This is a genomic window from Actinomadura chokoriensis, assembly GCF_039529475.1.
Taxonomy (GTDB): domain Bacteria; phylum Actinomycetota; class Actinomycetes; order Streptosporangiales; family Streptosporangiaceae; genus Spirillospora; species Spirillospora bangladeshensis.
Genome location: NZ_BAAAMW010000011.1, coordinates 60,215 through 81,302, shown reverse-complemented (window position 1 = coordinate 81,302; position 21,088 = coordinate 60,215). Strand labels below are relative to the sequence as shown.

General features: G+C 72.8%; 18 protein-coding genes. 11 read left to right on the top strand and 7 right to left on the bottom strand.

Translation table 11 applies throughout. The features are described from left to right. Positions 1-328 precede the first annotated feature (328 nt). Together ABFX46_RS23545 and ABFX46_RS23540 are read left to right on the top strand one after the other, a co-directional pair. On the top strand, positions 329-1,936 hold the full coding sequence (locus ABFX46_RS23545; RefSeq protein ID WP_346045210.1) for an NsdA family TPR-like regulatory protein: 1,608 nt from the start codon (positions 329-331) through the stop codon (positions 1,934-1,936). Positions 1,937-1,942: 6 nt separating this feature from the next. After that, the gene (locus tag ABFX46_RS23540; RefSeq protein ID WP_346045208.1) at positions 1,943-2,533 is read left to right on the top strand and encodes a GNAT family N-acetyltransferase; all 591 of its coding nucleotides are present in this window, start codon (positions 1,943-1,945) and stop codon (positions 2,531-2,533) included. Between the two features lie 157 nt (positions 2,534-2,690). Here the strand turns inward: ABFX46_RS23540 and ABFX46_RS23535 are convergent, their stop codons facing one another. Both ABFX46_RS23535 and ABFX46_RS23530 read right to left on the bottom strand, forming a co-directional pair. Beyond that, a complete protein-coding gene (locus ABFX46_RS23535) occupies positions 2,691-3,458 on the bottom strand; it encodes a class I SAM-dependent methyltransferase (RefSeq protein WP_346045206.1) in 768 nt (255 codons plus the stop codon). Beyond that, entirely contained in the window at positions 3,455-5,566 is a 2,112-nt protein-coding gene (locus ABFX46_RS23530) for a prolyl oligopeptidase family serine peptidase (protein ID WP_346045204.1), read from the bottom strand. Before ABFX46_RS23530 ends, ABFX46_RS23535 begins: the two co-directional genes overlap by 4 nt. A 274-nt stretch (positions 5,567-5,840) precedes the next feature. Between ABFX46_RS23530 and ABFX46_RS23525 the strand changes: the two genes are divergently transcribed. Together ABFX46_RS23525 and ABFX46_RS23520 are read left to right on the top strand one after the other, a co-directional pair. After that, positions 5,841-6,341, top strand: coding sequence for an HNH endonuclease (locus tag ABFX46_RS23525; protein ID WP_346045203.1), 501 nt, complete (start codon positions 5,841-5,843; stop codon positions 6,339-6,341). Positions 6,342-6,554: 213 nt separating this feature from the next. After that, a complete protein-coding gene (locus tag ABFX46_RS23520; protein ID WP_030171066.1) occupies positions 6,555-6,773 on the top strand; it encodes an FmdB family zinc ribbon protein in 219 nt (72 codons plus the stop codon). On the opposite strand, the gene ABFX46_RS23515 is transcribed toward ABFX46_RS23520, so the two are convergent. From ABFX46_RS23515 to ABFX46_RS23505, 3 genes are all read right to left on the bottom strand, one after another. Further along, complete coding sequence (locus ABFX46_RS23515) at positions 6,770-7,117, bottom strand: DUF1330 domain-containing protein (RefSeq protein ID WP_346045201.1); 348 nt, start codon at positions 7,115-7,117, stop codon at positions 6,770-6,772. The two genes, ABFX46_RS23520 and ABFX46_RS23515, sit on opposite strands and share 4 nt — an antisense overlap. A 100-nt stretch (positions 7,118-7,217) precedes the next feature. Further along, complete coding sequence (gene ilvD, locus ABFX46_RS23510) at positions 7,218-9,080, bottom strand: dihydroxy-acid dehydratase (RefSeq protein WP_346045199.1); 1,863 nt, start codon at positions 9,078-9,080, stop codon at positions 7,218-7,220. 322 nt (positions 9,081-9,402) lie between these two features. After that, a complete protein-coding gene (locus tag ABFX46_RS23505) occupies positions 9,403-10,293 on the bottom strand; it encodes a nuclease-related domain-containing protein (protein WP_346045197.1) in 891 nt (296 codons plus the stop codon). A 198-nt stretch (positions 10,294-10,491) separates the two neighbouring features. On the opposite strand from ABFX46_RS23505, the gene ABFX46_RS23500 reads away from it, so the two are divergent. Then, the gene (locus ABFX46_RS23500) at positions 10,492-11,916 is read left to right on the top strand and encodes an amidase (protein WP_346045196.1); all 1,425 of its coding nucleotides are present in this window, start codon (positions 10,492-10,494) and stop codon (positions 11,914-11,916) included. A 28-nt stretch (positions 11,917-11,944) separates the two neighbouring features. Next, positions 11,945-13,945, top strand: a complete 2,001-nt coding sequence (gene malQ / locus ABFX46_RS23495; protein WP_346045194.1) for a 4-alpha-glucanotransferase — start codon at positions 11,945-11,947, stop codon at positions 13,943-13,945. Here the strand turns inward: malQ and ABFX46_RS23490 are convergent. Next, on the bottom strand, positions 13,926-14,921 hold the full coding sequence (locus ABFX46_RS23490; protein ID WP_346045193.1) for a hypothetical protein: 996 nt from the start codon (positions 14,919-14,921) through the stop codon (positions 13,926-13,928). The two genes, malQ and ABFX46_RS23490, sit on opposite strands and share 20 nt — an antisense overlap. Before the next feature lie 71 nt (positions 14,922-14,992). Beyond that, on the bottom strand, positions 14,993-17,527 hold the full coding sequence (gene pepN, locus ABFX46_RS23485) for an aminopeptidase N (protein ID WP_346045191.1): 2,535 nt from the start codon (positions 17,525-17,527) through the stop codon (positions 14,993-14,995). Positions 17,528-17,705: 178 nt separating this feature from the next. Here pepN and ABFX46_RS23480 point away from each other — a divergent pair, with 178 nt between their 5' ends. The 5 genes from ABFX46_RS23480 to ABFX46_RS23460 all read left to right on the top strand — a co-directional run bounded on the left by ABFX46_RS23480 (position 17,706) and on the right by ABFX46_RS23460 (position 21,071). Beyond that, positions 17,706-18,320 (top strand): mycothiol-dependent nitroreductase Rv2466c family protein, encoded by a 615-nt coding sequence (locus tag ABFX46_RS23480; RefSeq protein ID WP_346045190.1) that lies wholly within the window; start codon positions 17,706-17,708, stop codon positions 18,318-18,320. 175 nt (positions 18,321-18,495) lie between these two features. Beyond that, positions 18,496-19,170 carry an energy-coupling factor ABC transporter permease gene (locus ABFX46_RS23475; RefSeq protein WP_346045189.1) on the top strand — a complete coding sequence of 225 codons (675 nt, stop codon included), beginning with the start codon at positions 18,496-18,498 and terminating at the stop codon, positions 19,168-19,170. A 13-nt stretch (positions 19,171-19,183) separates the two neighbouring features. Beyond that, complete coding sequence (locus ABFX46_RS23470; RefSeq protein WP_346045188.1) at positions 19,184-19,558, top strand: PDGLE domain-containing protein; 375 nt, start codon at positions 19,184-19,186, stop codon at positions 19,556-19,558. After that, a complete protein-coding gene (gene cbiQ / locus ABFX46_RS23465; protein ID WP_346045186.1) occupies positions 19,558-20,322 on the top strand; it encodes a cobalt ECF transporter T component CbiQ in 765 nt (254 codons plus the stop codon). Before ABFX46_RS23470 ends, cbiQ begins: the two co-directional genes overlap by 1 nt. Then, a complete protein-coding gene (locus tag ABFX46_RS23460; RefSeq protein ID WP_346045184.1) occupies positions 20,319-21,071 on the top strand; it encodes an energy-coupling factor ABC transporter ATP-binding protein in 753 nt (250 codons plus the stop codon). The genes cbiQ and ABFX46_RS23460 overlap by 4 nt, the downstream gene beginning before the upstream one ends. Positions 21,072-21,088: the final 17 nt, after the last annotated feature.

Here is a 21,088-nt window from a genome sequence, read left to right as displayed (position 1 = left end):
AATTGCAACTCTCACACTGGCGGGTCAAGAGACCGGCCGTCCGGCGAAGTACCGGATTACCCCACCTCAGAGGAAGGCTCTCCTCCCACGGAGGAAGAATCTCTACCCACGGAGGACGGGACGCCTCCGGCCCCCGCCCTCTTCTGCGAAACCGCTTGGCGACCCCCGTGACGGGGGTTACGCTGCGTGCGCGAGAGATTATCTGTCGTGGCCATCTAATGACCGGTCGCCGTGGCAGGGACGATCGCCCTCCCCCTGGGAACGGCGTCCCCGCCCGACGGTGAGGAGGCCGGAGTCGATGTCGGATCCCCCCCGGAAAGAAACGGACGTGGCTCGCCGGATCCGCGCGCATGCCCTGGCCCGGGGGCAAGGTCCGGTCCAGATCGCGCAGGAGATCCACGAGCAGTGCGGCCCGCTGTTCGGCACCAGCCGGATCAAGGCGCACCGCCTCGCCCACGGCGTCGCGCTGTCCGACATCGTGGCGCAGGTCAAGGCCCTCTACGAGGTGGACGGCAAGCCGCCGCCCCGGCTCGGGGAGACGCTGCTGTCGGCCTACGAGAGCGGCTACAAGCGCCCCGGTCCCGAGTACCTGCACTACATCTGCGCCGTCTACCGGGTCGAGCCCGACGCGCTCGACTACCAGAGTCCCTGCATCTGCGGCCGCGGCCACGCGGCTCGCACGGGCGCCCCCGGCGTCCCCCAACCGCGCGCCCCCGAGCGGCGCCCGGTGCCACCGGCCGCCGACGCGCTCGTCGGCGCCATCGTCCCCAGGGGCGAGGAACGTCCCTGGATCACCGTGAACGACTTACGGGGCCCCGACCGCGCCGAAGGCCCCCTGACCATTGATGTGGGAGAGGAGGACATCGTGCTTCGTAGGACCCTTCTGCAACTTCTGGCCGGAGCGGGCGTGGCGCTCGACGGTCAGTTCCTTGGGGCCGTCGACAACCTGCGCCGCAAGATGGACGACACCCTGGTCGGCGCGACCGTCTCGCCGACCATGCTGGACCAGTGGGAGGAGACGACCTACGGCTACGGCCGGCAGTACCAGGCGACGCCGTCCCTGCGCATGCTCTGCGACGTCCTGCTGGACTTCAGCGAGGTGCGCCGCATGTGCGACAAGCGGCAGCCGGTCGAACTCCAGGAGCGGCTGTGCCGGATCGCGGCGCAGCTGTCCGGGCTGTCCGGGCTGATCATGATCAACCTGGGCGACCACCGGCTCGCCCGGTCGTTCTTCCGGACCGCGCGCACCGCCGCCGACGAGACCGGCGACCGGCAGCTGCGCGCCTGGGTGACCGTCCGCGAATCCCTGGTGCCGATGTACTACGGCGACCCCCGGGAGGCGCTGCACCTGGCCCGCAAGGCCCAGGACCTCGCCGGCCGGACGCCCGGCGTCGCCGCCGCGATGGCCCCGGCCGTGGAGGCCCGCGCGCTCGGCATGCTCGCCCTGCGCGGACGCGGCGACGCCGCCCCGAGCGCCCGCCGGGCGCTCGTCCGCGGGCGCTCGGTCTTCGACCAGCTCTCCAAGACCGACACCGGCGACCTGGTGTTCGGGTTCACCGACCGGCAGATGGCCTTCTACGAGGGCGACACCTTCACCAACCTCGGCGACCACAAGCACGGCGACGAGGTGCTCAGCCACGCCCTCACCCTCTACTCGCCCACCGACCGCGTCGACCTGACCCTGGTGCGCCTCGACCGCGCGATGTGCAAGCTGCACGCGGGCCATCCCGACGCGGCGCTCACCGCGGGCCGGGAGGCCATCCTCGACCTTCCGGCCGACCACCGGTCCGACATCCTCGTGCACAGGGCCCGCCAGATCGGCGCGGCCGTGTCGGCCAAGCACGGCGACATCCCCGCGTTGAAGGACTTCTACGAGGCGCTCGCCGGCCCCTCGGTGAAGAGCCCGGCGCCCGTCCCTCCGGCCGAACAGGTCTGACCTCGCATGGGCAGCACCTTCTCGCAAGGCCACCTCGTCCGGATGCAGGACGAGCCCCCCGTATGGAGTTTCGGCGACCTCCGGATCCGCCGCTACCACACCGCCGACCACGGCACCGTCCTGGCCCTGCACCGCGAGGGCCTGGCCCAGGTCGGCCTGCGCCCCGGCGACGGCGTCTACTACGACCACGACTTCTTCCGCATGGAGGACATCTACCTCCGCAACGACGGCGAGTTCCTCGTCGGCGAACTCGGCGGCCGCATCGTCGCGATGGGCGGCCTGCGGCGCGCCGACCTCATCCCCGGCGGCCACGCCCGCGCGTTCGGCGGCTACGCCCCCGGTTCCCCCGCCCTGGACGCCGTGGAGATGGTCCGCCTGCGCGTCCTGCCCGCCGTCCAGCGCCGCGGCTACGGCGCCGCACTGGTCCGCGCCCTGGAGGAGCGCGCCGCCGAATACGGCTACCGCCTCCTGCGCGCCGACACCACCGAACTCCAAGCGCCCGCCCTGGCCCTCTACCGCAAGTTCGGCTGGCGGGAAACCCGCCGCGAGACCATCGGCGGCATCGTCAACGTCTACATCGAGAAACCCCTGCGCTGACCCACCGCACGAGCCCGGTACAGGTACGACACACCCCCTCCTGGAGGCTTCCCAACCCCAGGAGGGGGGTGCTTGGTCGCACGGGTGTTCCGTGCGTGTTCTTGTGGCAGCGTAGCGCGATCCTTGGACGTGTCCTAGGGAGGGGTTCAGGAAACCTTCAGGAGCGTCGGCCTCCTACCACCTGCATCAGGGGGTAGCGGTGCCGCCGGACGCAGGTGAAACCGCGCGCGGTGAGGGCTCGGACGACCTCGCCGTCGCCGAAGACGGTGAAGCCGGTGGCGCGGCGGAGCAGTTCGCCGCCGATGCGGGCGCCGGGCAGCGGGGACGGCCTGCGCGAGGTGAGGATGATGAGCCGGCCGCCGGGCTTGAGGACGCGGGTCATGCCGTCCACGGCCTTCCACGGGTCGTCGAACAGGTAGAGGGCGCCGAAGCAGCAGACGGCGTCGAACACGCCGTCGCGGAACGGGAGGTCGACCGCGTCGCCGCGGACGTAGCCGATGGTCCCGCGCGGTTCGCGGACGGCCTGGGCGAGCATGGTCTCGGAGGCGTCGAGTCCGACGACGAGGCCGCTCGGGGCGACGCCGTCGGCGAGGGCGCGGGTGACGTTGCCGGGGCCGCAGGCGACGTCCAGCACGGTCGCGGGCCGGTCGGCGGTGAGGCCGAGCCAGTCGCGGGCCATCGCGTGCTCGGCGGCGGTGCCGGGGCCGAACGGCCAGCCCTTGGCGACGTTGAAGCCGATGGGGCGCCACACCTTCTCGTACATGCGCGGCAGGAACGTCGACTCCATCGCCGACTGGGCGAGGGACGGCTTCGCCGGGGGCCCGAGCAGGTCGAGGTAGCCCGCGGACCGGTCCGGTGCCTCGGGCGGCTCGCGGAGCAGGTCGAGGACCCGGTCGGCGGTGGTCTGCGGCGTCACCGTGCTCATCCCGCTATTAGACCACGAGTCAATTCGTCCGAGCCCTCCGGGAAGGCCAGCCCGGTCTGCGCGGCCATGAACGTGAGGGTGTCGGTCATCAGGTCGGCCGAGCGGCTCACCGAGCGGGCGGCGTGGCCGACCTCGGCCTCGTTGCGCAGCAGGATCGGGGCGTCGGACGCGGTCGCGTGCTGGAGGGCGGCGCACAGCTTGCGCGCGTGCAGCGGATCCACCCGGGTGTCGCTGCCGAACGTCGTGAACAGGACGGCCGGGTACGCGGTCCCCACATGGACGTTGTGGTACGGGGAGTAGCCGATGAGCCAGCCGAACTCCTCGGGGTCGTCCGCCGTCCCGTACTCGTCGTTCCAGGTCTGGCCGAGCCCGAACCGCTCGTAGCGCACCATGTCGAGGAGCGGCGCCGAGCAGACCACCGCGCGGTACAGGTCGGGGCGCTGGGTGAGGGCCGCGCCGACGAGCAGGCCGCCGTTGGACCCGCCCGAGATCGCGAGCTGCGCGGGCGTCGTCAGTCCGTCCGCGATCAGCTTCTCGGCTGCGGCGTGGAAGTCGTCGAACACGTTCTGCTTGCGGTCCCGCATGCCCGCGCGGTGCCACTCCTCGCCCTCCTCGGAGCCGCCGCGCAGGTTCGCGATCGCGTAGACGCCGCCCGCCTCCACCCACGCCAGGATGCTCGCCGAGTAGGACGGCGTGAGCGAGATGTTGAAGCCGCCGTAGCCGTACAGGATCGCCGGACGCGGACCGGAGAGGCCGGGGCGGGACGCGATCAGCATCCGCACCCGCGTCCCGTCGCGCGAGGTGTAGACGACCTGCCGCGTCTCGATCTCGGGGACGGCGACCGTGCCCGGCGCCGACGCCCACAGCGTGGTCTCGCCCGTACGGGCGTCGTAGCGCATCACCGACGACGGCGTGACGTTGTCCGTGTAGCCGAACCACGCCTCGTGCCCGCCCTCGGGCCGCTCGATGATCCCGCCGATCGAGCCGTAGCCCGGCGTCGGCACGCTCCCGATCCGCTCGCCCGTCTCCAGGTCGTGGACGGTGATCTCGCTGATCGCGTGCCGCGTCCACCCGGCCAGCAGGATGGGGCGCTCCAAGTCGTCCAGGATCGCGAAGTCGGTGAGGACGGCCTCCGGGTCCTCCGGGACGAGGTCGCGCCACCGCTCGTACGACGGGTCGGACGGGTCGGCGACGCAGAGGCGGGACCGGGGCGCGTCCCGGTCGGTGAAGATGTAGGCGCGGCCGTCCCGCCCGACGTGCAGGCCGGTGCCGGCGTCCACGCCCTCCTGGACGACCCGCAGCGCAGGCGCCTCGAGGGACGACGCGGACAGGTCCGCGATCCACAGGTCGTTGCGCGGCGCCGTGCCCTGCGACGACGACACCGTCAGCCAGCGCCCGTCCCGGCTGACCCCGACCCCGTAGTAGTTGGTTTTGTCCATCCCCGCGCCGAAGACGAGCACGTCGGCGGTGTCGGGTTCGGTGCCGACCCGGTGCAGGTAGACGCGCCGGTGGTACTGCTCCTCGCCCGCCGGGACCTCCCGCGCGGGCAGCCGCCGCACGTAGTAGTACGCCTCGCCGCCCGGCAGCCACGCCACCGACGAGTACCGCGCCCGGTCGATCGGCCCCTCGACCTGCTCGCCGGTCGCGACGTCCATGACGTACAGCAGCGACTCCTCGTCCCCGCCGGTCGAGACCTTGTAGGCGAGCCGGCGCCCCTCCTTGTCGGGCTGCCACCCGTCGAGCGTCGTCGTCCCGTCCACGTCGAGGGCCATGGGGTCGACCAGGACGCGTTCGGAGCCGTCCGGGTCCACCGTGTAGAGGACGGGGTGCTCCTGGTCGGCGGCGCGCCGGGTGAAGAACCGGCGCCCGCCCCGCCACACGGGGGAGCCGACGCTGCCCGCGCCGAGCAGCTCGCCGAGCCGCTCGCGCAGCCGCGCCCGCCCCGGCAGCGCGTCCACGACCTTGTGGAAGAGCCGGTCCTGCGCCGCGAGCCACTCCTTGGTGTCGTCGGCCTCGGCGTCCTCCAGCCAGCGGTACGGGTCCGCGATCCGGTGACCGTGGATGTCCTCGACGATGTCCTGGCGCTGCGCGGGCGGATACGGCGTCATGTATGCACTGTATTGGCCGTTCCGGGCCACCCGTCCCGCACACTCCGACTCGCCGCGAACCCGCCCCCGCGTTCGATCCGGGCTCCGAAGGGGGATTATTGGGGTAGCGGACGGACTCCATCAGACGCCACACTGATGGAGGTCGGTTCGCCCCTGGGGAGGTCCTCATGGCGAGTGCGCAGGAACCGGAGACAATAACCGGGCCTCGGTTCGAGGCGCGGACGACCGCGCCCGCCGAGGCCGACGCACAGCAGAACCCGGTGGAGGCCGTCTGATGCGGCAGGTCCTCCTCCTGAACGCGACGTACGAACCACTCACCACGCTCCCGCTGCGGCGGGCGGTCTGCCTCGTGCTCCGGGAGAAGGCCGAGATCGTCCACCACGACACCTCGGGCGCGGTGCTGCACTCCGCGACGATGGCGGTGGAGGTGCCGTCCGTCATCCGGCTGCGGCGCTACGTCCGCATCCCGTTCCGCACCCGCGTCCCGCTGACCCGCGCCGCGCTGATGCGCCGCGACAACTTCCGCTGCGTCTACTGCGGCCGCCGCGCCGAGACCATCGACCACGTCCACCCGCGCAGCCGCGGCGGCAAGCACGCCTGGGAGAACTGCGTTGCCTCCTGCATGACCTGCAACCACCGCAAGGCCGACCGCCTCCTGTCCGAACTGGGCTGGACGCTCAGCATCACCCCCGCCGTCCCCCGCGGCGCCCACTGGCGCCTCATCGGCCTCGTCCACGACGGCGACCCCCAATGGGCCCCCTACGTGGCTGCATGACCCAGGGGGCTGTGTTGACCCAGGGGGGCGACCCCCTGGAACCCCCGTTGCGAGCCGGTCGATCCTCACGCCACGGTGCGGGTTTGTCGTGACCGTGCGGGTTTGTGGCGTGTCGCTGCGGTCGCCCGGCTCGGCGGGCAGGCCCGCTCCGGGGGCTGGAGCGCCCTCCGCGTGCCTGTCCGTGCGCCGGTGGCCGGGGCTTATCCTTGGAGGGTGCCTCGTTATGACTACCGTTGCCGGGCGTGCGGGTCGACCTTCGAGGTCTCGCGTCCGATGATCAATGCGTCCGATCCGGCGCCGTGCCCCGAGGGGCATGACGACACGGTGAAGCTGCTGTCCACGGTCGCCGTCACCGGCACGTCGCGCGGGACCGCGCCCCCGCCGAAGCCCGCCGGCGGAGGGGGCTGCTGCGGCGGAGGCTGCTGCTCCTAGCCGTTCTGGGCCGCGCGCATCGCCTTGCCGGTGGCGGCGGCGTCGTAGTTCGGCGGGACGCCCTGCAGCAGCACGGCCGTGCCGTCGATGTGGTCCGTGCGCATGGGGAGGATCGCCTGGTAGGCGTCCGACTCGTACCAGCCGCGGGCCTTGTCCATGTCGGGGAACTCGATGAGGACGTAGCTCCCCTCCAGCGGGCCCTCGATGACGTCGGGGTTGCTCCCGTGGACGAGGAAGCGGCCGCCGAACGGGTCCAAGGTGGCCTGGATGCGCTCGATGTAGACGAAGACGTCCTCGTGCAGCGGCGGCTGCGGGCGCAGGTGGGCGAGTGCGTAGGCGGTCATCGTGAACTCCCTTGGGTAGTGGCCGCCGGACTCTGTTCGTCCGGCGACCACCACTCTGCCCAAGGAGAGGGAACGAAGACGATTACCCGCCGGGTAATGCTCAGCCGTTGAGGCGCTCCACCTGGGAGACGTCGCGGGCCGCGCCGGTGGAGGCGGACGTCGCCATCGCGGCGTAGGCGCGGAGGGCGGCGCTGACCGGGCGGTGCCGGTCGCGGGGGCGGTAGCCGCCGAGGTCGGCGAGCAGCTTCTCGCGGCGGATCTCCAGCTCGTCGGCCGGGACGTCCAGTTCGAGGACGCGGTTCGGGATGTCGATCACGATGGGGTCGCCGTCCTCGACGAGGGCGATGATGCCGCCGCCCGCCGCCTCCGGGGAGGCGTGCCCGATGGACAGGCCCGAGGTGCCGCCGGAGAACCGGCCGTCGGTGATCAGCGCGCACGCCTTGCCGAGCCCGCGGCCCTTGAGGAAGCTCGTCGGGTACAGCATCTCCTGCATGCCGGGGCCGCCCTTCGGGCCCTCGTAGCGGATCACGACGACGTCACCGGCCTTGATCTTGCCGCTGAGGATGCCCTCGACGGCGTCGTCCTGCGACTCGAAGACGACGGCGGGGCCGGTGAAGGTCCACAGCTCCTCCTCGACGCCGGCGGTCTTCACGATCGCGCCGTCGGGGGCGATGTTGCCGCGCAGGACGGCGAGGCCGCCGTCGGCGGTGTAGGCGTGCTCGACCGAGCGGATGCAGCCGTTCTCGCGGTCGAGGTCGAGGGTCTCCCAGCGGGCGCTCTGCGAGAACGCCGAGGTGCTGCGGACGCCGCCGGGCGCCGCGTGGAACAGCTCGACCGCCTCGGGCAGGACGTCGGGGGAGCGGACGTCCCACTTGGCGACGAACTCGTCCAGCGACGCGGAGTGGATCGAGTGGGCGGAGCTGTTCAGCAGCCCGGCCCGGTTCAGCTCGCCGAGCAGCGCGGGGATGCCGCCCGCGCGGTGGCAGTCCTCGACGTGGTACTTGCCGGTCGCCGGGGCCAGCTTGCAGACGCACGGGACGCGGCGGGACACCTGGTCGATGTCGGAGAGGCCGAAGTCGGCGCCGGCCTCGGTCGCGGCGGCGAGCAGGTGCAGGATCGTGTTCGTGGAGCCGCCCATGGCGACGTCCAGCACCATGGCGTTCTCGAACGCGTCGCGGGTGGCGATGTTCAGCGGCAGGACGGACTCGTCGTCGCCGTCGTAGTAGCGCTTGGCGACCTCGACGACCGTGCGGCCCGCGTCCTCGTAGAGGCGGCGGCGGGCGGTGTGGGTGGCGAGGACGGTGCCGTTGCCGGGCAGCGCCAGCCCGATCGCCTCCGTGAGGCAGTTCATCGAGTTGGCGGTGAACATGCCGGAGCAGGACCCGCAGGTGGGGCAGGCGCTCTCCTCCATCTCGAGGAGCGTGTCCTCGGCGATCGAGCCGTCCGCCGAGGCGATGATCGGGTCGATCAGGTCGAGCTTGTTGCCGCCCATGACGCCCTCGACCGGCTTGCCGGCCTCCATCGGGCCGCCGGAGACGAACACGGTCGGGATGTTGAGCCGCAGCGCGGCCAGCAGCATGCCCGGGGTGATCTTGTCGCAGTTGGAGACGCAGACGAGCGCGTCGGCGCAGTGCGCGTTGACCATGTACTCGATCGCGTCGGCGATGATCTCGCGGGACGGCAGCGAGTACAGCATGCCGTCGTGGCCCATCGCGATGCCGTCGTCGACGGCGATCGTGTTGAACTCGCGGGGCACGCCGCCGGCCTCGCGGACGGCGCCGGCGACGACCTTGCCGACCTCGTCCAGGTGGACGTGGCCGGGCACGAACTGGGTGAAGCTGTTGGCCACCGCGACGATCGGCTTGCCGAAGTCCTCGCGTTCGACGCCGCTGGCGCGCATGAGGGCGCGGGCGCCCGCCATGTTCCTGCCGTGCGTGACCGTGCGTGACCTGAGCGGTGGCATAGACCTCTCCAAACCTGTGACGAGCCGAGCCGTGTTCCTGGGAGCGTTGCCCGCAGCGGCGGATCGCGGCGCTGCCGCCGGCTCAGCGTGAGGTCGCGCGCGGGCCGGCCTGTGACGGCTCCGATGCTACCAACCGGCGGGCGGGCATGAGAAAAGCCGGGACGCGGCCGTCCCGGTGGGGGCGGTGGTCCCGGCGTAGGCGGCGGTCACGGCACGGCGGGATCCCGGCGGGGGCTCGCCGTTGAGCCCCGGTGGGGCGGGCGGCCCGGGGAAGCAGGCCGCCCTCGGCCCTGTCGGCCTTGTGCCGGCCCGTCGGTCGGACTCAGTCGGGGTACTTCGGCGGCAGGGCCTTCTCCGCCGCCTGGAAGATGCGCCGGACGTCGGCGTCGGTGAGGATCTTCGGGCGGCGCCGCAGGTAGGCGCGGGCCCGGTTGCCCGCGTAGACGTCGACGTCGCGCACCCGCATGACCTTCCACGGGATGGACGGCCCGTAGATCGCCACGGACGGCTGCACCGGCACCTCGAAACCGACCCGCTCGGCGAGGATGCTGCTGGCCATCTGGGCCTCCCACCGGGCCTCGTCCAGCCGGTCCTTCTTGTTGAAGGGCCCGTGGAAGAGCTTCATGTGGGACATGGTGCGCACCGGAAGGCGCTTGTCCCACTTCTCGGAGTCGATGGCGTAGACGCCGCTCGGCCCGATCACCAGGTGGTCGATCCGCCCGTCGCTGACGCCGTCGTCGTCGCGCGGCACGGCCCGCGCGTGCAGCACGAGGTAGCCGCTGCGCTGGAGGGCCTTCAGCTGCCGCTCGGTGCGCCGTTCGGCGGCCGACGACTTCTGCCAGGCGGCGACGGACGAGCTCTTGCGCGAGCTGCGGACCACGTCGCCGACGACCACGAGGATCGCGACGGCGATGCCGAGCCGCCAGCCGGACAGGACCGCGACGGCGACGCCGGCGACGACGGCCGCGCCGGCCCGCCACGCCCAGCGGCGGAGCCGGGGATCGTCGAGCAGCACCGCGGCGGTGCGCTCGGTGGCGCGCTCCTCGGAGCCTCCCTCGGGACTCTCCTTCACCGGAGCCTGGTGGTGGTGCTCACGCGTCTCCTCCGTACGTGCCTCCTCCGCCTCGGATCCGGCCCGGGGGTGGCCCCTGGCTCCCTGCGTGTTGCCCCGCTCCATGATCGCCATGAGTGACGCTCCGTATTCCTTTCCCATCGGGGGCATGATCCTCCGTGCGCAGAGTAATCATCCGGCCGGTCGGCGACTAGTCATAGAGGGTTAATAGTTTTGTCGCCCTCCGGTCAGTGAGTAACTTACGCGACGGACGGGTGCGCCGATACTCTCCACCTTTCCTCGCCCTATCGTCCCTGCCCTCTTTGATGCCCGCGCACACGGCGTCTAGCGTTCCGGTTCGTGACACAAACACATGACCTCAGCGCCACCCGGATGGCAGCGGCCGTCCGCGCCCGGGACCTCTCCCCGGTCGAGCTCACCGACCACTACCTGGACCGCATCGAACGGCTGAACGCCCAGGTGGGCGCCTATGTGACGGTCACCGCGGAGCGGGCCCGCGAGGAGGCGTGGCGGGCCGAGAAGGCGGTGCTGGACGCGGCGGACCCGGCGGACCTGCCGCCGCTGCACGGCGTCCCGGTCCCGATCAAGGACCTGAACATGGTCGAGGGCGTCCGGATGACCTTCGGCTCGGCGGCCTACGCCGAGCTGACCGGATTCGCCGACGACCATGTGGTGACAAAGCTGGCGCAAGCGGGGTCTGTGCTGCTGGGCAAGACGACGACGCCCGAGTTCGGGCTGCCCTGCTACACGGAGAGTGACGTCGCGCCTCCGGCCCGGACGCCGTGGGATCTCACCAGGTCGGCGGGCGGTTCCAGCGGCGGCGCCGCGGCGGCGGTCGCGTCCGGGCTGGCGCCGGTCGCGCAGGGCAGCGACGGCGGCGGCTCGATCCGGATCCCGAGCAGCGCGTGCGGGCTGTTCGGGATCAAGCCGACCCGCGGCCGGGTCTCCGCCGGCCCGGTCATCCCCGACCTGTTCGGGCTGTCGACGAACGGGCCGATCGCCCGGACCGTCCGGGACGCGGCGCTGCTGCTGGACGTGATGGCCGGCCACATGCCCGGCGACCTGTACCGGGCGCCGGCGGCGGACGGGCCGTTCCTCGCCCACGCCGACCGGGCGCCGGGCCGGCTGCGCATCGCGCGGAGCATGCGGCCGCCCGTGCCGGGCGTCGAGGTCCACCCGGACTGCGTCGCCGCCTACGAGGCCGCGTCGGCGCTGCTGGAGGAGCTGGGCCACGAGGTCGTCGACCTGCCCGAGGTGCTCGGCGCCGACCTGCTGCCGCACTTCGCGACGCTGTGGGGCGTGATGGCGACGATGACGCCCGTCCCGGAGGAGAGCGAGCACCTGCTGCAGCCGCTGAGCCGCTGGCTGCGCGGGCTCGGGAACGCCACCACCGCGCCGCAGGTGATGCAGGCGCACGCCGCGCTGCAGGGCGCGCTGCGGGCGGCGTTCCCCGTCACGGACCAGTTCGACGCGATCCTGCACCCGACGCTCGCGTCACCGCCCGTGCCCATCGGCCACTTCCACGACCAGGAGCCGGAGGAGAACTTCCGGCGGCAGACGCACTTCACCCCGTTCACCGCCGTCTACAACGTGTCGGGGCAGCCGGCGGTGAACGTCCCGCTGCACTGGAACGACGAGGGCCTGCCGATCGGGATCATGCTGGCCGGGCGGCTCGGCGGCGAGGGCACGCTCATCTCGCTGTCCGCGCAGCTGGAGGAGGCCCGCCCGTGGACCGGCCGCAAGCCGGAGATCTGGACGGCGTGAGCCCGCCCGCGCCGGGCATGCTCCAGGCGTGGGCGACGACGAACTGATCAGGCTGGCCGGGCGGCACGGGGTCGCGACCCGCTACACCGACTGGCGCGGCCGGGAGGCGGCGGTCGCGCCGGACACGCTCGCCGCGGTCCTGGCGGCGCTCGGGGTCGACGCGTCGACGCCGGACGCCGTCAGGACGGCGCTGGAGCGGGCCGGCGGCCCCGGGCGCGGGCTGCCGCCGGTCGTGGTCGTCCGCCGCGGCGACGGCCTGCCGGGGTACCCGGACGCGAGCATCGAGCTGGCGACCGGTGAGAGCGTCCCCGCGGCCGGCGCGACCGGGGACCTCCCGCTCGGCTGGCACCGCCTGCGCGCGGGCGCCGACAGCGCGCCGCTGCTGGTCGCGCCGCGCAGGCTGGCGGTGCCCGACCGGCTGCGGGGGTTCGCCGTGCAGCTGTACTCGGTGCGGTCCCGCGCGTCCTGGGGGATGGGCGACCTGCGCGACCTGGCCGATCTCGCGGCCTGGAGCGCCCGCGCGCTGGGGGCCGGGTTCACGCTGATCAACCCGCTGCACGCCGCCGAGCCCGTCCCGCCGGTCGGCCCGTCCCCGTACTCGCCGATGAGCCGCCGCTTCGCCGCCCCGATCTACCTGCGCGTCGAGGACCTCCCCGAGTACGCGGCGCTGCCGCCCGAGGACCGCGACCGCCTGTCCGCGCTCGCCGAGCCGCTGCGCATCCCCGGCGGCACCATCGACCGGGACGCGGTCTGGACGGCCAAGCTCCAGGCGCTCGAACCCCTGCACCGGCTTCCGCGCGGCACCGAGGCGCAGCGCGACTACGACGCGTTCCGCGCCCGCGAGGGGACGGCCCTGACCGCGTTCGCGACCTGGTGCGCGCTCACCGAGAAGCACGGCCCGGACTGGCGCCGCTGGCCCGCCGAGCTCCACGACGCCGGAGGCCCCGCGGTCGCCGCCGAGGCCGCCCGCCTCGCCGGCCGGGTCGACTTCCACACCTGGCTCCAGTGGCGCCGGGACGGCCAGCTGACGGCCGCGCAGCGGGCGGCCCGGGACGCGGGGATGCCGGTCGGGATCGTCCACGACCTCGCGGTCGGGGTCGCGCACGGCAGCGCCGACTCCTGGATCTACCGGGACCTGTTCGCGCCCGGCATGAGCGTCGGCGCGCCGCCGGACGAGTTCAACCAGCGCGGCCAGGACTGGGGCCAGCCGCCCTGGCACCCGCACCGCCTCGCCGGCGCCGCCTACCTCCCGTTCCGGGAGATGCTCGCGGCCGCGTTCCGGCACGGCGGCGGGCTGCGCCTCGACCACGCCATGCAGGTGTCGCGGCTGTGGTGGGTGCCCGAGGGCGGTTCGCCGGCCGACGGCACCTACGTCCGCTACGACCGGGACGCGCTCCTCGGCTGCCTCGCCTGGGAGGCCGAGCGCGCGGGCGCCGTCGTGGTCGGCGAGGACCTCGGCACCGTCGAGCCCGAGCTCCGCGACGGCCTGTCCGACCGCGGCATCCTCGGCACGTCCCTGCTCTGGTTCGAACGCGACGCCGAGGGACGTCCGAAACCGCCGGACGCGTGGCGCGAGCTGTCCCTGGCCACGGTCGGCTCGCACGACATGCCGCCCATCGTCGGATTCGTCCACGGCGACCACATCGCGCTCCGGGACCGGCTGGGCCTGCTCACCCGTCCCCGCGAGGACGAGGAGGCCGACCACCGCCGCCGGCTCGGCGACTGGCTGGCGCTCCTCCACGAGGAGGGCCTGCTGCCCGCCGGGCCCGCCGAGGTCATGCGGGCGCTGGCCGAAGGCTCCACCGCCTACGACGGGCGGATCGTCGCCGCCCTGCACGCGTTCCTCGACCGGACTCCGGCCCGCCTGTCGGGCATCTCCCTCGCCGACGCCGTCGGCGAGCGGCGCACCCAGAACCAGCCGGGCACCGTCGACGAGTACCCCAACTGGCGCGTCCCCCTCGCCGACTCCGCGGGGATGCCCGTCCTCCTGGAGGACCTCCCGGACGCGATCAGGTCAGCGTGGCGGTGATCCGCTTGGTCACGTCGTGGAGCAGCGAGTCCGGACGCAGGCGGGCGCCGGCGATCGCCGAGAAGAGCGCGGGCAGGCCGGGCAGCGGGTAGGAGTCGCCGGCGTCCGCCAGGGCCTTGCGGCCGAGCGGGTGGTGGGAGAGCGACTTGCGGGCGCGCGTCCACGCCGTCTGCACCTCCTCCGGGGACGGGACGCCGAACCCGTGCCCGACCGGCGCCGCGTGGCGCAGCTTGACGAGGGCGCTGTCGGTGAAGTCGGCGGCGAGCCGGCACCGCTCGGTGAGGTCGGCGCGGACCGCGTCGTCCAGCCGGGTCACGACCGTGCAGGGCGTGCGGCAGCGTGCCGCGCAGTCGCCCAGGGCGGACGCGACCTGGCTGTGCTGGCGGTCGAGGTAGGCGCGCCAGCCGGGGCCCGGCTCCTTGGAGACGCGGAGCGTCCGCTCGCACGCGGACCGCTCCGGACGCGTGTGGTCGCACATGCGCGCCGAGCCCGGCTCGACGGGCACGCCGAACCGGCTGCCCGGGCCGCTCACCGACGCGCCGATGAGCGCCGGGTCGCCGGCGTGGCCGAGGACGGGCTCCCAGGCGAGCATCGGCAGGTACTCGCTCGCGATGTGGACGGCGGCGACCAGCGCGGCCATGTCGCGCCGGTACCAGCGGATCGCGATGACCTCCAGCAGCAGCGCGTACGCGGGCCGCAGGCTCGCGAGGGCGCCGCGCGGGCGCTCCCGCGCGGTCTGCGGCATCCGGCTGGCGCGGGCCCGGTCGAGCAGGTCGCGCGGGACCTCGCCGACGGCCTCCGGCATGCCGAAGTCCTCGGCGTCCAGGTCGAGGACGCGCTGCCCGAACGCGCACAGCGCCGCGACCGCCGTCGAGCGGCCGTCGGCGGCGAGCGTGCCCTGCGTGATCAGCGCCTCCAGGTCGCCGAACGCGTACCGGCGCGCGAGCGCCGTCAGCACGTCGTGTGCCGTCTCCATACCGTCCTCCAGCCCCCACCCGCCCCGTGACCATGCGATCGTTGCATGGTCACGGGGGTTCTGGACAGGCGTCAGGCGGACGCGGCGTCCTTGGCGCGGGCGCGCAGCGCGCGGGCGACGCCGTCGCGGCCCTCCGACAGCAGCCGGGCGAGGGCCGCCGGCGGGTTCTGCTCGGCGATGTACGCCTCGGTCCGGTCGATCGTGGACTGCTCGATCACCAGGAACGGGTAGGCGACCTCGGCGAACGTCTGCGACATGTCGCTCGTCCACTCCTTCCACACGCGGCCGACCTCGGCGAAGTACCGGTCGACGTAGGGGAGCAGCAGCTCGACCTGGTCGGGCTCGACGAAGCCGCCGAGCGTCGACCGGTAGACGGCGTTCGGCAGGTCGCCGGACACGACCCGCTCCCACGCGGCCGCCTTCGCCTCCGCGGCCGGGACCGCGGCCTTGCAGGCGGCGGCGTGCCGCTCGCCGGCGGCGGTGCGGTCCCGCTCGTGCTCGGCGTCGATCTCGGCCTCGCCCGCGCGGCCGGTGACGACGAGGCGGCGCAGCAGCGTCCAGCGCAGGTCGGTGTCGACGGTGAGGCCGTCGAGCGACTGCGAGCCGTCCAGCAGGCCCCGGACGAACGCCAGGTGCTCGCCGGACACGGCCGACGCGGCGAACGCCTGCGTGTAGGCGAGCTGGAAGTCCGAGCCGGGCTCGGCCTCGCGCGCCAGTCCGGAGAGCGTGTCGGCGAGCAGGGCGAGGCCGTCGGTGCGCCAGGCCGGGTCGGCGTACTGCTGGACGGCGGTGCGCGCCTGCCGCAGCAGCGTCTGCGTGACCGAGATGTCGGTGACGCCGCGGATGCCCTTCGCGACGAGCCGGACGTAGTCGCGGGTCGCCATCTCGGCGTCGCGCGTCATGTCCCACGCCGCAGACCAGCACAGCGCGCGCGGCAGGCTCTCCTTGATGTCGCCGATGTGCTCGATGAGCGTCCTCTGCGAGTGCTCGTCCAGCCGGATCTTGGCGTAGGTGAGGTCGTCGTCGTTGACCAGGACGAGGTCGGGCCGCTTCTTCCCGACGAGCTGCGGCACCTCGGTGCGGGCGCCGACGACGTCCAGCTCGACCCGCTCGCGCCGGACGAGCCCGTCGCCCGTGAGGTCGTAGAGGCCGATCGCGAGGCGGTGCGAGCGCAGCGTCGGGTAGTCGGCCTTGGCCTCCTGCAAGACGGTGAACGACGTGAAGTCGCCGTCGCCGTCCACCTCGTACTCGGGCCGCATCGTGTTGACGCCGGCCGTCTCCAGCCACTCCTTGGACCACGACGCGAGGTCGCGGCCGGACGTCTCCTCCAGCGCGCCCAGCAGGTCCGTCAGGACGGTGTTGCCCCACGCGTGCCGGTCGAAGTAGCGCCGCACGCCCTCCAGGAAGTTGTCGAGGCCGACATAGGCCACGAGCTGCTTCAGGACGGACGCGCCCTTGGCGTAGGTGATCCCGTCGAAGTTCACCTCCACCGCGCGGATGTCGGGGATGTCGGCGGAGATCGGGTGCGTGGACGGCAGCTGGTCCTGCCGGTACGCCCACGCCTTCTCCAGGTTCGCGAACGTCGTCCACGAGCCCGTCCACTTGGTGGCCTCGGCCTGGCACAGGACGCTCATGTAGGTGGCGAACGACTCGTTCAGCCACAGGTCGTCCCACCAGCGCATGGTCACGAGGTCGCCGAACCACATGTGCGCCATCTCGTGCAGGATCGTCTCGGCGCGGCGCTCGTAGGCGGCGTCGGTGACGCGCGACCGGAAGACGTAGTCCTCCAGGAACGTGACGGCGCCCGCGTTCTCCATGGCGCCTGCGTTGAACTCGGGGACGAACAGCTGGTCGTACTTGGTGAACGGGTACGGGCGGCCGAAGACCTTCTCGAAGTAGGCGAAGCCCTGGCGGGTCACGTCCACGATGGCGGGGGCGTCCAGGTGCTCGGCGAGCGACGCGCGGCAGTACACGCCGAGCGGGATGACGGTGCCGTCCTCGCGGCGGTACTCGTCCCGGACGACGTGGTACGGCCCGGCGACGAGCGCCGTGATGTACGTCGAGATCTGCGGCGTCGGCAGGAAGTGCCACGTCCCGCCCTCGGCGGACTCGGCCGGCTCGTTGGTGACGACCTCCCACCCCTCCGGCGCCTTCACGGTGAACTCGAAGGTCGCCTTCAGGTCGGGCTGGTCGAAGCAGGTGTACATGCGGTGCGCGTCGGCCGTCTCGAACTGCGAGTAGAGGTACACGCCGCCGTCCACGGGGTCCACGAACCGGTGCAGGCCCTCACCGGACCGCGAGTACTCGCAGTCGGCGACGACGCGCAGTTCGTTGTCCGCCGCCACGCCCGGCAGCGGGAGGCGGCCCTTCTCGGCGTCATAGGACGAGGGGTCCAGGGCCTTCCCGTTCAGCGTCGCCTCCCGCACGACGGCGCCGTGCAGGTCGATGAACGTGTCCGCGCCGGTCTCGGCGCTGCCGAACCTGACCACCGTGGTCGACCCGAAGCGCTCCGCGCCCGCGGTGACATCCAGGTCGACCGTGTACGACTGGACGGTGAGCAGCCGGGCCCGTTCCCGCGCCTCGTCGCGCGTGAGGTTGCCTGCCACATGAACTCCTTGGTCGGCTTATTCGCTTGGTGAAGTCATGTCTACCAACCGGACGCCGTCCGGGTCCGCCCGCCACGGCCTAAGGTGCGGGCTTCGGGGGCCTCCCGTCCCGGGAATCGGAACGGGTACGCCCCGGTTGTCGGTCTAAGGCAGCCCTTTCACGCTCTTGGAGGCGACGTTGACTGAGAACGCACCGACCCCGGTGGACTTCTGGTTCGATCCCCTGTGCCCCTGGGCGTGGATCACGTCCCGCTGGATCCTGGAAGTGCAGAAGCTGCGCCCGATCGAGGTCCGCTGGCACGTGATGAGCCTGGCCGTCCTCAACGAGGACAAGGACATCCCGGAGGACTACCGGCGCATGCTCGCCGATGCGTGGGGACCGGTGCGCGTGTGCATCGCCGCCGAGCAGAAGTACGGGCCCGAGGTGCTCGGCCGCCTCTACACCGAGATGGGGACGCGCCGCCACCACGAGAAGCAGAAGCTCGACCGCGCGCTCGCCGAGGCGGCGCTGACCGCGGCCGGACTGGACCCGGCGCTCGCGGACGCCGCCGACTCCACCGCCTACGACGAGGCCCTGCGCGCGTCCCACAAGGACGGCATCGACCGCGTCGGCCAGGAGGTCGGCACCCCGGTCATCGAGGTCGAGGGCAGCGCCTTCTTCGGCCCCGTCGTCACCCCCATCCCGCGCGGCGAGGCGGCGGTCAAGCTCTGGGACGGCGTTCTGGCCGTGGCGTCCACGGACGGTTTCTTCGAGCTGAAGCGAACCCGAACGAGGGACCCCATCTTCGACTGAGCTTCGGTCTCGAACGCGCCGGGCGCTCCGCATGCTTGCCTGCAAGCTACATGCGGCTTGCTATTGCGAGCATGTTGCAACTACTAGGGATGTGCCGCCAAACTGGACCTACTGACGGCAAACGGGTAGGGGTGGTTCAGCCGTGCACGTACCGGACGGATTCATTGATGCCCCGGTGTCCGTCGCGGCCGGTGCGGTCGCGGTGGCCGGGGTCGGGCTCGCGCTGCGCGGGGCGCGCCGCGAGCTGGACGACCGCACCGCGCCGCTCGCCGGGCTGACCGCCGCGTTCGTGTTCGCCGCGCAGATGCTCAACTTCCCCGTCGCGTCCGGGACGAGCGGGCATCTGCTCGGCGGGACGCTCGCCGCGATCCTCGTCGGGCCGTACACCGGCGTCCTGTGCGTCTCCGTCGTCCTGCTCATGCAGGCGCTCCTGTTCGCGGACGGCGGCCTCACCGCGCTGGGCGTCAACGTGACCACCATGGCGCTCACCACGGTCGTGATCGGGTACGGGCTGTTCCGGCTGCTGCTGCGGGTGCTGCCCAAGACGAAGACGTCCGTGTCGATCGCGTCCTTCGTCGCGGCCGTCGTCTCGGTGCCGGCCGCCGCCGTCGCGTTCACGCTGATCTACGCGGTCGGCGGCACGGCGGACGTGTCGATCGCCAAGGTCGCCACCGCGATGATCGGCGTGCACGTCCTGATCGGGATCGGCGAGGCGCTGATCACCGCGGTGACCGTGTCGAGCGTGCTCGCCGTCCGGCCCGACCTCGTGTACGGGGCGCGCGGGCTGCTGAAGCCGCTGGAGCTGCGCACCGCCGGGCGGAGCGCCGACACCGAGCCGTCCCGCGCCTGAGAGGGGAACCGACATGACCACCAAGCGCTTCTTCATCGGGTTCCTGCTCGTCTCGCTCGTGCTCGCGGGCGTCGTCAGCCACTACGCGTCTAGCAGCCCCGACGGGCTGGAGAAGGTCGCCGCCGACAAGGGCATCAGCGCCAAGGAGAAGGACCACTCGTTCAAGGACTCCCCGTTCGGCGACTACGGCGTCAAGGGCGTCGAGAACGCGCGGCTGTCCGGCGGGCTGTCCGGGGTGATCGGCGTCGGCCTGGTGCTGCTCGTCGGCGGCGGGCTGTTCTGGGGCGTCCGGCGGCGCGGCTCCGGTGCGGAGGCCGAGCGGGCCGCCGGCGACGAGCAGGCCGCGGGGGGCGAGCGGGCGCCGTCCGAGCCGGCGCGGAAGGGCTGATGGGCGCGGGCCACGCGCACCGGCTCTACGTGCCGGGCGCCTCGCCAGTGCACCGGCTGCCGCCGCAGTGCAAGCTCGTCGCCGTCCTGGCGTTCGTGCTGCTGGTCGTCGCCACGCCGCGCGAGCGGATCTGGGCGTTCGGCCTGTACGCGCTGCTGCTCGCGGCCGTCGCGGCGGCCGCCCGGATCCCGTTCGGGACGGTCGCGCGGCGCATCGTCATCGAGGTGCCGTTCGTCGCGTTCGCGTTCCTCATGCCGTTCGTCGCCGAGGGCGAGAGGATCACCGTGCTGGGGCTGCGGCTCAGCGAGAGCGGGCTGTGGGGCGCCTGGAACATCCTCGCCAAGGGGACGCTCGGCGTCGTCGCCTCGATCCTGCTGGCCGCGACCACCGAGCCGCGGCTGCTGCTGCTCGGCATCGAGCGGCTGCGGATGCCGCAGCTCATCACGCAGATCGCCACGTTCATGCTGCGCTACGGCGACGTCGTCACGGCGGAGCTGCAGCGGATGAAGGTGGCGCGCGCGTCCCGGGGGTTCGAGGCGCGCGACCTGCGCGCGACGGGCGTGCTCGCCAAGTCGGTCGGCGCGCTGTTCCTGCGCTCCTACGAGCGCGGGGAGCGCGTGCACCTGGCCATGGTGAGCCGCGGCTACGACGGGCGGATGCCGGTGGTGCACGACGTCGGCGCGTCCGCCGTGCAGTGGAGCGCCGCCGCCGTCCTGCCGCTGGCCGCGGCCCTCGTCGCCCTGGCTGCTTGGATGGTGCCATGACCCCGTCGCTTGAGGTGAAGGGCCTGGCGTACGCCTATCCCGACGGCACGCAGGCCCTGTTCGGCGTCGACCTGACGATCGGGCGCGGCGAGCGCGTCGCGCTGCTCGGCCCGAACGGCGCCGGGAAGACCACGCTCGTCCTGCACCTGAACGGGATCCTGCACGGCGGGCTGGGCGAGGTCAGGGTCGGCGGCCTCGCGGTCGACCCGAAGGACAAGAAGGCGCTGCGGGAGATCCGCCGCCGCGTCGGCATCGTCTTCCAGGACCCCGACGACCAGCTGTTCATGCCGACCGTCCGCGAGGACGTCGCGTTCGGTCCCGCCAACCTCGGCATGCGCGGCGCCGACCTGGACCGCCGGGTCGCGGACGCCCTGGAGCGCGTCGGCATGGCGCACGTCGCCGACCGGCCGCCGCAGCACCTCAGCTTCGGGCAGCGCCGCCGCGTCGCCGTCGCCACCGTCCTGGCGATGGAGCCGGAGATCCTGGTGCTGGACGAGCCGTCCTCGAACCTGGACCCGGCGAGCCGCCGCGAGCTGGCCGAGATCCTGCTGAGCCTGGACGTGACGGTCCTGATGGTCACGCACGACCTCCCGTACGCGGCGGAGCTGTGCCCGCGCTCGGTGGTCCTGTCGGGCGGCGTCATCACCGCCGACCGTCCGACCCGCGACCTGCTCGCGGACGCGGACCTGCTGGCCGCCCACCGGCTCGAACTGCCGTTCGGCTTCGACCCGTCCGCCGCCGTCCGCTAATCCACTCGGCTTCTCTT